Annotated in this window: 14 protein-coding genes; 3 read left to right on the top strand and 11 right to left on the bottom strand. The window is 72.1% G+C overall.

Annotation, left to right across the window (positions count from 1 at the left end; translation table 11 throughout):
- The first annotated feature begins 109 nt into the window (after positions 1-109).
- Entirely contained in the window at positions 110-1,039 is a 930-nt protein-coding gene (locus FHT37_RS08910; protein ID WP_091733409.1) for a sensor domain-containing diguanylate cyclase, read from the top strand.
- 213 nt (positions 1,040-1,252) lie between these two features.
- Positions 1,253-1,558: a flagellar basal body protein gene (locus FHT37_RS08905; RefSeq protein ID WP_183480265.1), complete on the top strand. Its 306-nt coding sequence runs from the start codon at positions 1,253-1,255 to the stop codon at positions 1,556-1,558.
- Positions 1,559-1,598: 40 nt separating this feature from the next.
- Here the strand turns inward: FHT37_RS08905 and FHT37_RS08900 are convergent, their stop codons facing one another.
- The 11 genes from FHT37_RS08900 to FHT37_RS08850 all read right to left on the bottom strand — a co-directional run bounded on the left by FHT37_RS08900 (position 1,599) and on the right by FHT37_RS08850 (position 11,630).
- Positions 1,599-3,557, bottom strand: coding sequence for a bifunctional 2',3'-cyclic-nucleotide 2'-phosphodiesterase/3'-nucleotidase (locus FHT37_RS08900; protein WP_221210984.1), 1,959 nt, complete (start codon positions 3,555-3,557; stop codon positions 1,599-1,601).
- 5 nt (positions 3,558-3,562) lie between these two features.
- Positions 3,563-4,078, bottom strand: a complete 516-nt coding sequence (locus FHT37_RS08895; RefSeq protein ID WP_404935707.1) for a GAF domain-containing protein — start codon at positions 4,076-4,078, stop codon at positions 3,563-3,565.
- A gap of 80 nt (positions 4,079-4,158) precedes the next feature.
- Entirely contained in the window at positions 4,159-4,635 is a 477-nt protein-coding gene (locus tag FHT37_RS08890; protein WP_091733415.1) for a DUF2269 domain-containing protein, read from the bottom strand.
- A gap of 63 nt (positions 4,636-4,698) precedes the next feature.
- On the bottom strand, positions 4,699-5,088 hold the full coding sequence (locus FHT37_RS08885) for a DoxX-like family protein (RefSeq protein ID WP_091733417.1): 390 nt from the start codon (positions 5,086-5,088) through the stop codon (positions 4,699-4,701).
- Entirely contained in the window at positions 5,070-5,951 is an 882-nt protein-coding gene (locus FHT37_RS08880; RefSeq protein WP_183480263.1) for an NAD-dependent epimerase/dehydratase family protein, read from the bottom strand. Before FHT37_RS08880 ends, FHT37_RS08885 begins: the two co-directional genes overlap by 19 nt.
- Complete coding sequence (locus tag FHT37_RS08875; protein WP_183480261.1) at positions 5,948-6,550, bottom strand: thiol-disulfide oxidoreductase DCC family protein; 603 nt, start codon at positions 6,548-6,550, stop codon at positions 5,948-5,950. The genes FHT37_RS08880 and FHT37_RS08875 overlap by 4 nt, the downstream gene beginning before the upstream one ends.
- A gap of 66 nt (positions 6,551-6,616) precedes the next feature.
- Complete coding sequence (locus FHT37_RS08870) at positions 6,617-7,147, bottom strand: GbsR/MarR family transcriptional regulator (protein WP_091733423.1); 531 nt, start codon at positions 7,145-7,147, stop codon at positions 6,617-6,619.
- 43 nt (positions 7,148-7,190) lie between these two features.
- Positions 7,191-8,450: a hypothetical protein gene (locus FHT37_RS08865; RefSeq protein WP_183480259.1), complete on the bottom strand. Its 1,260-nt coding sequence runs from the start codon at positions 8,448-8,450 to the stop codon at positions 7,191-7,193.
- 128 nt (positions 8,451-8,578) lie between these two features.
- Positions 8,579-10,312, bottom strand: a complete 1,734-nt coding sequence (gene ybaL / locus FHT37_RS08860) for a YbaL family putative K(+) efflux transporter (protein ID WP_091733427.1) — start codon at positions 10,310-10,312, stop codon at positions 8,579-8,581.
- Positions 10,312-10,656 carry a DUF4936 family protein gene (locus tag FHT37_RS08855; RefSeq protein WP_183480258.1) on the bottom strand — a complete coding sequence of 115 codons (345 nt, stop codon included), beginning with the start codon at positions 10,654-10,656 and terminating at the stop codon, positions 10,312-10,314. Before FHT37_RS08855 ends, ybaL begins: the two co-directional genes overlap by 1 nt.
- A complete protein-coding gene (locus FHT37_RS08850) occupies positions 10,653-11,630 on the bottom strand; it encodes a folate-binding protein YgfZ (RefSeq protein WP_091733431.1) in 978 nt (325 codons plus the stop codon). Before FHT37_RS08850 ends, FHT37_RS08855 begins: the two co-directional genes overlap by 4 nt.
- A 110-nt stretch (positions 11,631-11,740) precedes the next feature.
- Here FHT37_RS08850 and mltG point away from each other — a divergent pair, with 110 nt between their 5' ends.
- The gene (mltG, locus tag FHT37_RS08845; RefSeq protein WP_183481424.1) at positions 11,741-12,736 is read left to right on the top strand and encodes an endolytic transglycosylase MltG; all 996 of its coding nucleotides are present in this window, start codon (positions 11,741-11,743) and stop codon (positions 12,734-12,736) included.
- The last annotated feature ends 10 nt before the right edge of the window (positions 12,737-12,746 follow it).

The following is a 12,746-nucleotide window of genomic DNA, read 5'->3' as shown; positions in this document are numbered from 1 at the left end:
TTGGGCGCCGCCGCCCCGAAGCGGCCGTCCGGCGCCGGAACGGGGGCCTGTCCGGGGTTCCCAGGCCTGATCAAAACAGGTACACCTGCGCCATACGCCAGGAGACGACATGCAATCCCAACACGATGCCGCCGACCCGATCGCCGCCCGCATGCGGGCCTTGCTGGTGCGGGCGCCGCTGGCCGTGGCCTTCGTGGCCGCCGGCCGTTTCGAGGTGGTCAGCGAGCATTTCAACCACCTGTTCGGACACGGGGACGACACCGACCTGAGCGGCACCGACCAGCGCGGCTCGGTCGTGTCCGACGCCGCCCACCAGGCGCTGCAGACCCGCATGGGGACCGCCTTCGGCGCCGGGCGGCCGCTGGACGAGGAGGTCGAGTTCGTGCGCCGCGACGGGTCGCGCTTCTGGGGCCGGCTGCAGGCCACGCCGGTGCACTGGGAACAGCCGGCCGGCGAGGCGATGTGGATCGTCGAGGACGTCACCGCCGCCCGCCAGCAGCGCCTGCAGCCGACCTGGTCCGCCAAGCACGACGAGGTCACCGAACTCGCCAATCGCCGCGAGATGGAGCGCCGCCTGGCTGAGCATGTCGGCAGCCGCCGCCATGAGCCGGTGTCGGTGCTGTTCGTCGACATCGACCGCTTCACCGAGGTCATCCAGGGCATGGGCGCCGAGGTCGCCGACCACTTCCTGTACGGTCTGGGCCAGATGCTGATCACCAAGGTGCGGGCGTCGGACACCGTCGCCCGGATGGAGAACGATCACTTCGTCGTGCTGCTGCCCGATTGCGACCAGCACTACGCGCAGATCGTGGCCGAGAAGATCCGCTCGTCGATCGCCAGCTTCCGGCTGCGCTGGGGTTTGCACCGGGCGCGGGTCAAGGCCAGCCTGGGCGTCGTGCAGCTGCAGCCGTCGCTGGACACGGTTGATGCGGTGCTCGGCGCCGGTCAGCTGGCCTGCACCGAGGCCAAAGCCTCGGGCGGCGACTCGGTCCGCGTGTTCATCTCGAGCGGGAGCTTCGAGGAACTGGCGGGCGCCTGAGCGCGCCGGGCGCGTCAACCGGCTGGGGCAAGCCACTTGCGTGGCCTGACGACGCCGGCCGGCGGGCGGTGAGTCGCAGGGTTTGGGCGAATAGCGGATCGGCAATCAAAAGAAATGGCGGGGAAAGCCATTTCTTTTCTAAAGATCGTCCGGAATCTGCCGATGACGGCGGCATGCCCGCGCGCTTGAGGCCGGGTTACTGGAAAGAAACCCATGTCCACCGTCAGCCTGTCGACCGCCTTGTCCGGGATGTCCGCCGCCAATGAACGGCTGCGGGCGTCGGCGAACAACATCGCCAATGTCGCCACGCCGGGCTATCGCCGCGAGCGCATCGAGGCCGAGACCGCCGCCGACGGCAACGGCGTGACGACCCGGGTGGAGAAGCTGCCCACCCCGGGCGAGGACCTGGCGACCGACCTGGTCGAGCAGAAGTCCGCCACCTACGCCTACGTCGCCAACCTGCGCGTGCTGCAGACGCAGCTCCGCGCGGAAGGCGCGCTGCTCGACATCCACGTCTGAGCCCCGCCCGGGCGCCTGAGAGCCCAGTGAGGGCGTCCAGTCAGGGCGCGAGCTCGAACAGCGACGAACCGTCGCCGTTGTCCTTCACCTGCCGCACCTGCGGCGTCTCCTTCAGGTGGGCGAGCGCCCCGTTGCCCGAGACGAACTGCATCGCCACGCCCGGCACCGGCCGGATGCGCCAGGACGGCGTCGCCACCGCCGCGCTCAGCGAGGGCTGGGCGGCCAGGAAATGGGCCACCGCCTCGCGGGTCTCGTCCGGCGCGTCCACGACCACCTTGTCCGCCGCCAGCGCCGGGAAGTGGCCGCCGCCGTAGGCGCGGTAGTTGTTGGTCACGACCAGGAAGTCGGCACGCTCGTCCAGCGGCTGGCCGCGCCAGCTCAGGTTCACGACGCGGTGGCCGTCGCCCTGGCGCTGGCCGTCCTTGTCGAAACGCGCCGGCTGGGTCAGGTCCAGCTCGTAGCGCAGCGCGCCGTCCTGGCCGAGCATCATGTCGAAGTTGAAGCTGGGATAAGCGGCGTCGACGAGGTCCTGCCGCGCCGGCCCCTGCGGATCGATGCGGCGGAACTGGCCGGCGGACATCTCCAGCCAGTCGCGCACCTGGGCGCCGGTGAGCTTCACCACCTTGATGGTGTTGGGGTAGACATACAGGTCGGCCACATGCTTGATGGCGACCGGGCCGGCGGGAATGTCGGTGTACTGCGTCCAGCCCTGGCGGCCGCCCGACTTGAACGGCGCCGCCGCGCTGAGCATCGGCAGTTGCTCCAGCGCCGTGCCCTGGACGGCCTTGCGCGCATAGGCCAGCTGCGCCTGCGCGACCAGCCGCACCGCGTTGCCGTCCAGCACCTGCGAGAAGTAGCTGTGGATCGGCTGGTCGGCGACCGCGACCTGGCTGCGGACGTAATCCAGGGTCGCCTGGTGTTCCTCGGCGATGACAACGGCCGGCATCGGGTCGGCGTCCGCCAGGGGCCGGCGCGCGGCGCGGTCGTAGATCGGCCGCAGGCTGGACTGGCTCTCCGCGACCCGCCAGCGCGCGCCGGGGGCAGCCTGGCCGGTGGACCGCAGCGTCAGGTCGACGACGCCCAGGTGATCACCCCAGCGCCCCGGCATCACCGCCGGCGTGCCGTACAGCCGGCCCTTGGCCAGGTCCACGCCGGGGTAGCCGGCGAAGCCCGGGCCGGGGAACTCGGTGTGCGCATGGCCCAGCAGCAGCACGTCCACATCCTTCACGCGCGCGAGCTGGGCGGCCATGTTCTCGGACAGCCGCGGCAGCTCGGTGCGGTCGATGCCGGTGTGGGCGATGACCACGACCAGGTCGGCGCCGCGCCGTCGCAGGGCCGTGACCTGCTCGGTGGCGGCTTCCACCATGTCGCGCACCCGCACCTTGCCGGCCAGGTGCTGGCGGTCCCATTCCAGGATCTGCGGCGGCGTGACGCCGACCACGCCGATCTTGAGCGCATGGGCCTGGCCCGCCTCGTCGCGCATCTCGCGCTCGAGCATGACGCTGGGCGTGAAGGCGTGGCGGCGGCCGTCGGCCTCCATCACGTTGGCGTTCAGGTAGGGGAAGGCCGCGCCGGCGATGGCCTGGCGCAGGAAGGGCAGGCCGTAGTTGAACTCGTGGTTGCCGAGGTTGGCGGCGTCCACGTCCAGCAGGTTCAGGATCTTGTAGGCCGGGTGGACCTGGTCCGCCGCGAGCGGCCGGACCCGGGCCACGACATCGCCCAGCGGATTGCCCTGCAGCAGGTCGCCGTTGTCGAACAGCAGGCTGTTGGGCGCCTCGGCGCGGGCGCGATGGATCAGCGTGATGGTGCGAGCCAGGCCGAACTCCTGGACCGGTCGGTCCTGGTAGTAGTCGTAGCTCAGCAGGTTCATGTGGATGTCGCTGGTCTCCAGCACGCGGAGCTTGAGCTCCGCCGCCGACAGCGGCATCGACACGACCGACAGGGCCGAGGCGGCGATCAGGCCCAGCGCCGCGAGGGCGCGCATCGTGCGCGTGCGCATGCGGCTCAGGCCCAGTCGGTGCCGGCGACCAGCAGGTCCAGCGCGCGCCGGAAGCCCTCGGCGTCGATCGCGTCGAAGCGCGCGGGCTCGGGGCTGTCGAGGTCGAAGACCGCGCGCAGCGCGCCGCCCGCGACCACCGGCAGCACCAGCTCCGAACGCGAGGCCGCGTCGCAGGCGATGTGGCCGGGGAAGGCGTGGACGTCCTCGACCAGCTGGGTCTCGCGCGTGCGGGCGCAGGCGCCGCACACGCCGCGGCTGAACGGGATGCGCACGCAGGCGACCTTGCCCTGGAACGGGCCGAGCACCAGCTCCTGGTCGTTCTTCGGGTTCACGAGGTAGAAGCCGGCCCAGTTCAGCGTGGGCACGGCGTTGAACACCAGCGCGGCGAACTGGGCGAGGTTGGCGATCGCGTCGCGCTCGCCATGCAGCAGCGCCTGCGTCTGCGCGACCAGGGTGTCGTAGGAGGCCCGCTTGGCCTCGGGGCTGGCCATGTCCAGCAGCGGGGTGGGTTCGAAGCTCATGGGGCGGGATTGTGGCGGGAGTCGCCGATCCCGCTCCCGCGTCGGGGCGATCCCCGGCTTCACCCGGGGTCGCCCCGCGCTCACCCCCAGAGGGCGGGCTTGTTCACCATCAGGTAGAAGACCACCAGCACCGCGAGGAAGGCCGGGTAGCCCAGGCCCTCCCACCAGCGGGCGTAGCGCCAGTAGAGCGCCGGCAGCGGCTGGCCGCTGGCCAGCGCGGCGTCCGCCATCTTCGAGAGCTGGATCTGCAGCCACACCACCGGCAGCCAGCAGGCGCCCGCCAGCAGGTACAGCCCGATCGACAGCGCCAGCCAGGGCGTGTCCAGCGTCCAGCCGGCCTGCATCGCCAGCCACACGCCGGTGAGCGGCTGCACGATCACCGCCGGCGTGGTGAACCAGTAGTCCGCGCGCTTGACCAGCCGCGCCACCACCGCCTGCGCGGCGATGGAGCCGCTGCGGTTGGCAAAGAACAGGTAGAAGGCCGAGCCGAAGCCGGTGCCGGCCAGCAGCACGCTCGAGACGATGTGCAGCCACTTGATGACGAGATAGGTGTTCATGGTGTTTTCCCCCTGAGGTCTTGTTGTTGGCTGTCGAAGCCTGCCGCCGGACTGGGACAGGCCTCAGGCCGGCGCGTCCTCGTCCAGGATCAGCAGCAGGATCGCGATCGGCAGGTTCTTGGTCAGGCTGCCCAGCGGATCCAGCCACAGCGTGGGCAGGATGATCGTCGCCACGGCGGTCATCAGCAGCATCACCGCGCCGGCCAGCCGGTAGACCCAGCGGCGGTGCCAGCGCCACATCGCCAGGCCGATCAGCAGGTCGGCCAGCGCGCCCGCCACGATCACCGGCGCGATCCAGGCCTCGGGCGTGCCGGCGGACACCATCAGCGCGCGGCTCTGGCCGTCGAGCCCGATCAGGCTGACCACGCCGGTGGCGAGCCACAGCGCTATCAGTCCCGCGCGCGCCACGACCCGGGTGCGGCGGTGGCGGAAGTTCACTCGCCCGATGCCCATGCGGCCTCCACGAATCGTTCGACCGGAACGGCCGGGCGTCCGAGCACGCGCTCGAAGGCGGCGGCGTCGCCGATGTTGTCCTGCTCCAGCAGCGCCAGGGCTTCGCTGCTCCAGGGCTGGGCGCTGACCAGGTCGCCCAGCCGGGCGCTCCAGCGGCTGGGTGCGTCCGGCAAGGGCAGCACCCGCGCGGGCGCATGGCCGTGCTGGCGGCGCAGCTCGCCGATGAAGGCCGACAGGCTGAGCGCGCGCGGACCGACGGCGGTGACCAGCTCGGGCCCGCCGTCCCGCACCAGCCGCAGCACCGCCTGCGCGACGTCCTGCACCGCGACCGGCTGGACGCGCGCCTGGACCGCCGCCCGGGGCAGCACCAGCAGCGGCAGCCGGGCCAGGTTCATGAACAGCGCCGCGCTGGCGCCGCCGCGACCGAAGACGATGCTCGGGCGCAGCACGGTGGCGTCGAGGCGGCCCTGCGCGCGCAGGCGCAGCAGGGCCTCGTCGGCGGCGCGCTTGGTGGTGGCGTAGCGGGTCGGGCTGTGCGCCACGCCATTGGCCGAAACCTGGATGACGCGCGCGACGCCGGCCCGGGCGCAGGCCTCGAAGAGCGCGGCGGGCGCCTCGTGGTGGACCGTCTCGAGCCGGCGGCGCGGCGTGTCGCGCAGCAGGCCGACCGCATTCACGACGGCATCGAAGCCGGTGACGCGAGGCAGCCAGACCTCGGGGCTGAGGTCGCGCTGGAAGTCCTGCGTGCGGGAGTCGCCGGCGGTGACCGACAGGCCGGCCTCGCGCAGCGCGCGCACGACGCGCCGGCCGACGAAGCCGCTGGCGCCGCAGACCAGGACGGAGCGGATCGGAGCGGCGCTCATGACGCGACTCCGGCGGGGCGGTCCGCCGAGGCCGGCGCGGCCGACATTGCCGACGCGGCCGAGGCCCCGTGCGCCGGGCCGTCCGGCCGCGTCGAAGCCGCCTGTTCGGACGCGATCGAGCACGCACCGGCATGACAGGCCGAGGCGCCGGCGCGGCGTTCAGCGGCACGGCGCAGCGCGGTCTCAAGCACCAGCCGCGCGAGCGGCTTCGGCACCAGGTAGCGATGGCGTGCGACCAGCGGGTAGGCGTGGTCGAACAGCCAGCGCAGGCCCGGCAGTTCGGTGAAGCGGACCAGCCCGTCGAGCTGGACGCCGCGATAGGCCAGGCGCAGCACCTCCGAGCCCGTCGACAGGCGCCCGTCGGCCCGCACGCCGTGGAGGGTGCCCATCAGCGCCGGCATGTCGGTGCCGGCCGGGAAGGCCGCGAAACCCGGCGCGGAGATGTCCACGAAGCGGAGCAGCCCGGCCGTGTTGCGCAGCATCAGGTTGCGCATCTCGCCGTTGCAGATCGGGCAGGCGCCGTCGAAGTAGAGCGTCAGCGGATAGGCGCCGGGGTCGCGCTGGGTGGCATGCCGGCCGGATTCGGGGGTGAAGCGCATCGCATCCTCCTTCGTTGCTCGATATTTCAGTAAAGACAGAAATTCATTGCCAAAAAAAGGGGCAGATCAGGATCCGTCCCCGCGCACGAAGCGCTGCACGCTGGCGCCGAGCTTGAGCACCTTCTCCAGCGTCGACGGCGACAGCCGCATCATTTCCTCCGACCAGGCGCCCAGCGTCTGCATCAGCCGCAGGCACTCGCGCACGCGGTCCTGGGCGTCGGGCGACTCGTCCTGGAAGCCGTCCTCGGCGACCAGCTCCGACAGCATCCGCACGGTCGGATCGAACTCCCGATGCTTGCGCTCCCGCACGATGGTGCGCAGCAGTTCCCACACGTCGGCGGTCGTCTCGAAGTAGTCGCGCCGGTCGCCCAGCACATGGGTGACGCGGATCAGGTTCCAGCTCTGCAGTTCCTTGAGGCTGGTGCTGACGTTGGAGCGCGCCACCGACAGCGTCTCGGCCAGTTCCTCCGCATTGAGCGGGCGGCCGTGGAAGTAGAGCAGGGCGTGGATCTGGGCGACGGTGCGGTTCACGCCCCAGGCGCTGCCCATCTCGCCCCAGTGCAGGACGAAGCGGCGGGCGGTGTTGCTGAGTTCCATGGTCGCGACTGTAGCTGGACAGAAATTTCTGTCAATACAGAAATCAACGCGACGAGCTCAGGCTGCCGACCCGTCCTATCCATGCCTGCGCCGGGCCGGCCAGCCAGACGCGGGCGGTTTCGGAGCGCTTCACCTCGTGGTCGAGGAAGGCGACGCTCACCTGCTGCGCGGCGATCAGGCCCAGTTGCTGCGCGTGGCGTTGGCGGTAGTCCGGGATCGGCGGCACCGGCGCCATCCGCACCGGCGCGTCCTGTCCGCGCTGTCCGCGACCCGCGCCCCGGCGGCCCTGGGGCTGCGGTTGCGATTGCGCCTGGTCCTCCGCTGCCTGGATCCGCTTGCGCTCGCGCTCGGCGTCTTCCGGCCGCGGCTCGTTACCGCCGAAGGCGGCATGGCGGACCTCGTTGGCGCTCAGCAGCCAGCCGCGGCCCGGCGGCATCGCGGCGAAGGGGGCTTGGCGCCAGGCCAGGTCGCGCACCAGCTGCAGCACGTCGCTGTCGTCCGGGCCGGTCAGGCCGAGCACCGGTACGGCGACGTCCCGGTAGCGCGCCGGATCCGGCGTCGCGAACAGCTGCGGGCTGATCACGATCGCGGCGACCGGGCGGACGGTCTTGAGCGCGAGCATCGCGCCATCCGTCTGGCGCTCGCCGGCCAGCGCCAGCGCCAACTGGGCGCCGAGTTCGTAGCCCGCAACCGCAGTGCGGGACCAATCCAGCGCGCGCCACGGCGCCTCGCCCTGGCGGCCGAGCCGCTGGGCCTCGGCGAGCAGCTCGTCGAGCCGCGCCAGGCGCCGACGCATCTGTGCGTCGGCGTAATGCCGGCGGCCCAGCTCGGTGAACTCGGCCGAGCGGGCCAGGTCGGACGACCACGCCATCGCGTCGTCGTCCAGCGGCTGCAGCGACAGCACCGCGTAGCCGGCGGCGGCCCAGGCGCGGCGCCAGACCAGGCCGGCGTTTTCGGACTCGCCCAGTCCCGGCAGGTACAGCACGACCGGGCGCGGTGAAGCGCCGTCGGCGGCACCGGCCGGCAGCGCCAGGCTCAGGCGCACGTCGTCGCCCCGCAGCCGCCAGGCGAGCGACTGCACCGTGACCGCATCCCCGGACGGCGCGTAGCCGCGCGCGGCGAACTCGCGCTGTTGCTGCTGCTCCTCGAGTCGCGCCTTCGGCGGTCCGCCGCCGCAGCCGCTGAGCAGCAGCGCAGCGGCGAGCAGGGCGCCAGCGGTCCGGGCGAAGGCGCCAGCGCGCAGGCGCGGGCGCAGGCCAGGTGCGGGCGACGGGACGGGACAGTCGAGGGTCGGGTCGATCATGGGCGGCGACGCTAAGCGGGCGATGTAAAGCCGGGATTGCTGGCCGGGAAGGGCGCGCTGGGCGCCGTGGTGCGTTGTGTTGCGGCAAGCGGCCCCGATGGGCCGCTTGCCACGCCCGGCCCGGGCGCTCAATGCGCGGGCGTGGCCAGCGGCGCGAGGTTCTCGGGCAGCTCGGCATTGAAGCGCCGCAGCACATGCCGGCTCATGCCTTTGGCCAGTTCCTCCTCGCCGTAGAACACGGTGCCCAGCTGCTCCTTGCGCAGCAGCGCGGACTCCTCCTCGCCATGGGTGCGCAGCACGATCTCGATGCCCGGGTTCAGCTGCCGGGCCGTGTCGGCCATCTGCCGGGCTCGCATCGAGTCGGGGATCGCCACCACCAGCATCGCCGCATTGGCGATGTGGGCCTGGACCAGCACCATCGGGTCGCTGGCATCGCCGCTGACTGCCGCCAGGCCGCGCTTGCGCAGCGCTTCCACGGTCTCGCGGCTCTGGTCGGCGACGACGAAGGGGATGTCGCGCTCGGCCAGCGCGTCGGCGATGCGCCGGCCCACGCGTCCGAAGCCCACCAGCACGACCTGGCCTTCCAGGTACTGGCGTTCGGTGGTCTGGGGCAGCTCGGCATAGGGATCGTCCCGGGCCTCGAGCTTGCGCGCGAAGGCCGAGCGGCTCAGCACCCAGCGCTGCAGCGGCTGGATCATCGCGAACATCACCGGGTTCAGCGCGATCGACACCAGCGCCGCCGCCAGCACCAGGTTCATGCCGGCCTTGGGCAGCAGGCCCAGCTGCAGGCCCAGGCCCGCGAGGATGAAGCTGAACTCGCCGATCTGCGCCAGGCTCGCCGACACCGTCATCGCCGTGTTCAGCGGGTAGCGGAACAGCAGCACGATGGCCGTCGCCGCGATCGCCTTGCCCAGCATCACGATCGCCACCACGCCCAGCAGGTGCAGCGGCTGGTCCACCAGCGTCATCGGGTCGAACAGCATGCCCACCGAGACGAAGAACAGCACCGAGAACGAATCCCGCAGCGGCAGCGACTCCTGCGCGGCGCGGTGGCTGTACTCGGACTCGCGCATCACCATGCCGGCGAAGAACGCGCCCAGCGCGAAGGACACGTGGAAGAGCACGCCGGCGCCGTAGGCGATGCCGATCGCCACCGCGATGACCATCAGCGTGAACAGCTCCCGCGAGCCGGTGCGCGCCACCTGCCACAGCAGCCAGGGCAGCACGCGCCGGCCCACCACCAGCATCAGCACGACGAAGGCCGCCATCTGCGCCAGCGTCTCGGCGATCGTGCGCCACAGCGGCACGTCGGCGCTGCCGGGCTGCGTCGCGCCGCCCAGCACCGGCGCCAGCGGCGGCAGCAGCACCAGGATCAGCACCGTCGCCAGGTCCTCCACCACCAGCCAGCCCACCGCGATGCGGCCGTTGACCGACTCCAGCGTGCCGCGCGCCTCCAGCGCCTTGAGCAGCACCACCGTGCTGGCGCAGGACAGCGACAGCCCGAACACCAGCGCCGCGCCGGTGCTCCAGCCCCACCACATCGCCAGGCCCAGGCCCAGCAACGTGGCCGCGCCCATCTGCACGACCGCGCCCGGCAGCGCGATGCGCTTGACCGCCATCAGGTCCTTGAGCGAGAAGTGCAGCCCGACGCCGAACATCAGCAGCATCACGCCGATCTCCGACAGCTGCGCGGCGATGCCCACGTCGGCGACGAAGCCCGGCGTGGCCGGCCCGATCGCGATGCCGGCGAGCAGGTAGCCCACCAGCGCCGGCAGCCGCAGCCGCTCGGCGATGAATCCGAGGATCAGCGCCAGGCCGAAGCCCGCCGCCAGCGTGGAGATGAGGGAGACGTTGTGTTCCATCAGCGCGCCGCTCCCGGACCGGCGACGGCGGCGAAGGCCTCGCGGTGGCGGGGACCCTGCGCGAAGGCGCCCAGGGCGGCGGCGATGCGGCGCTCCGCGTCCGCCGCGTCGGGCAGGGCGGGGCCGTAGATCTCCATCCAGGTCTGGAAGACCGGATCGTTGTCATGGCGCTGGAGCAGCCGCACCGGCTGGCCGGCGCGCGCCTGCTCGAAGGCGGCCAGGGCGGCCGCCAGGTCGTCCGTGTGGACGCGGTAGTAGACGTAGAGCTCGACCGGCGCGCCGGCCGGGCGATCGGGCGAAGCGGTCCCAGGGGCCGAGGCCCGCGTTGGCGGCGACGAGGTCATTCCGGTTCTCCGATGGCGTAGGGCAGGGGACGGGGCGTGAGCACGGCGCCTTGCGCGCTGCCCAGGTGCAGCGTGCCGGACTCGAGCGCGGCCAGCTTCACCTCGGCCAGCAGCAGCGGACGGCCTTCCAGGCGGCCGAAGCCGGCGACCATGCCGGCGGGCTGCTCCGGATCGGCGCTGTGGAAGATCTCCTGGCCCGGCGTGGCATCGGCATCGCTGCCGTCCATCGCGAACAGGTGGGTGCGGCGCTTGATCGTGCCGCGGTACTGGCTGCGCGCGACGACCTCCTGGCCGGGGTAGCAGCCCTTCTGGAAGTTCACGCCGCCCAGCAGCTCGAGGTTGAGCATCTGGGGCACGAACTGTTCCACCGTCGCCTGGCGGATCCAGGCCAGGCCGGCGGTGACGTCCAGCCCCTGCCATTCCTCCGGATCGATCGACGGCAGCGCCGGCGCGGCGGCATCGGCGGGCTGTAGCAGCAGGAAGCGCGGCGTGAGGCCGTCGTCGGGCAGCCGGGTGGCGAGCGCCTCGCGGCCGTCGGCCAGCGCCAGGCGGCCCACCGTCCAGACCCCGGCCGGCGCGGCGGCGCCCAGCCAGTCGCGCGCCTGGGCGCCGGACAGCCCCCAGACCGACCAGGCGGCGCTGTCGTCGCTGAGCTTGCACTTGGCCCGCAGCACGAACATGGACAGCCGCTTGACCGTCGCCGGCAGCACCTCGGCCGGCAGCGCCAGGAGCACCGATTGCTCGTCCGGCTTGACCGCCAGCATCGTGGCCAGCAGCCGGCCCTTGGCCGAGCAGTAACCCGCCAGGCGGGCCTGGACCGGCGTCTGCAGGGCCAGGTCTTGCGTCAGCTGCGTGTGCAGGAACTTGGCGGCTTCCTCGCCCTGGGCGCGGATGACGCCCCAGTCGGCGAGACGGACGGCACCCAGGGCCGAGGACGGCACGGGCGGCGGGGCGTGGTGGAGGTCTTCGATCATGGGGCCGATTATCATCAGCCCCCGCATTTCACGAAGGGCCCCGGGTCTTGTCACGCGCGAAGCACAACCCTCGCCGCGCCGCGAGGAAATCGAAGAAGCAATCGGGCCGGATCGGACGCTGGCTGCTGTCCGTGCTGGTCGCGCTGGCGATGCTGGCCGCGGGCGCCGGCGCCGCCGTCTGGTGGTGGCTGCAGGCGCCGCTGGCACTGGAGAAGGACAGCCTGGAGCTCTCGATCGAACCCGGCACGCCGCCGCAGCAGGTCGCGCAGGCCTGGGTCGGGGCCGGCGTGCAGACCGATCCGCGGTTCCTCTACGCGTGGTTCCGCTACTCGGGGCAGGCGCGCAAGATCCGCGCCGGCAGCTACGAGGTCCATGCCGGCATCACGCCGCGCGAGCTGCTGGACAAGATGGTCCGCGGCGACCAGGTGCTGGAGCAGCTCCGCCTGATCGAGGGCTGGAACTTCCGCCAGCTGCGCGCCGCGATCGCGGCCGCGCCGGCGCTCAAGCAGACGACCGCCGGCATGACCGACGCCCAGATCATGGCGGCGCTGGGCGCGCCCGGCCAGGCCCCGGAGGGCCGCTTCTTCCCCGACACGTACGCGTACAGCCGCGGCGTGAGCGACCTGACGGTGCTCAAGCGCGCCCATGCGCTGATGCAGAAGCGTCTGGAGAGCGCCTGGTCCGGCCGCTCCGACGGCCTGCCGCTCAAGAGCGCGGACGAGGCGCTGATCCTGGCCTCCATCGTCGAGAAGGAAACCGGCGCCGCGGCGGACCGCGGGCTGGTGGCGGCGGTGTTCATCAACCGGCTCAAGGCCGGCATGCCGCTGCAGACCGATCCGACGGTCATCTACGGACTGGGCACCGACTTCGACGGCAACCTGCGCCGCATCCACCTGCAGACGGACACCCCGTTCAACACCTACACCCGCGGCGGGCTGCCGCCGACGCCGATCGCGATGCCGGGCCTGGCGGCACTGCAGGCGACGCTGCACCCGACCCCGTCCAAGGCGCTGTACTTCGTGTCGCGCGGCGACGGCACCAGCCAGTTCAGCGAGGATCTGGCCGCGCATAATCGCGCGGTCAACAAGTACCAGCGCGGCCGCTGAGCGTCCGCGC

The organism is Mitsuaria sp. BK037 (assembly GCF_014193045.1).
GTDB lineage: Bacteria > Pseudomonadota > Gammaproteobacteria > Burkholderiales > Burkholderiaceae_C > Roseateles.
This window is presented reverse-complemented; position numbering and strand designations above follow the sequence as displayed.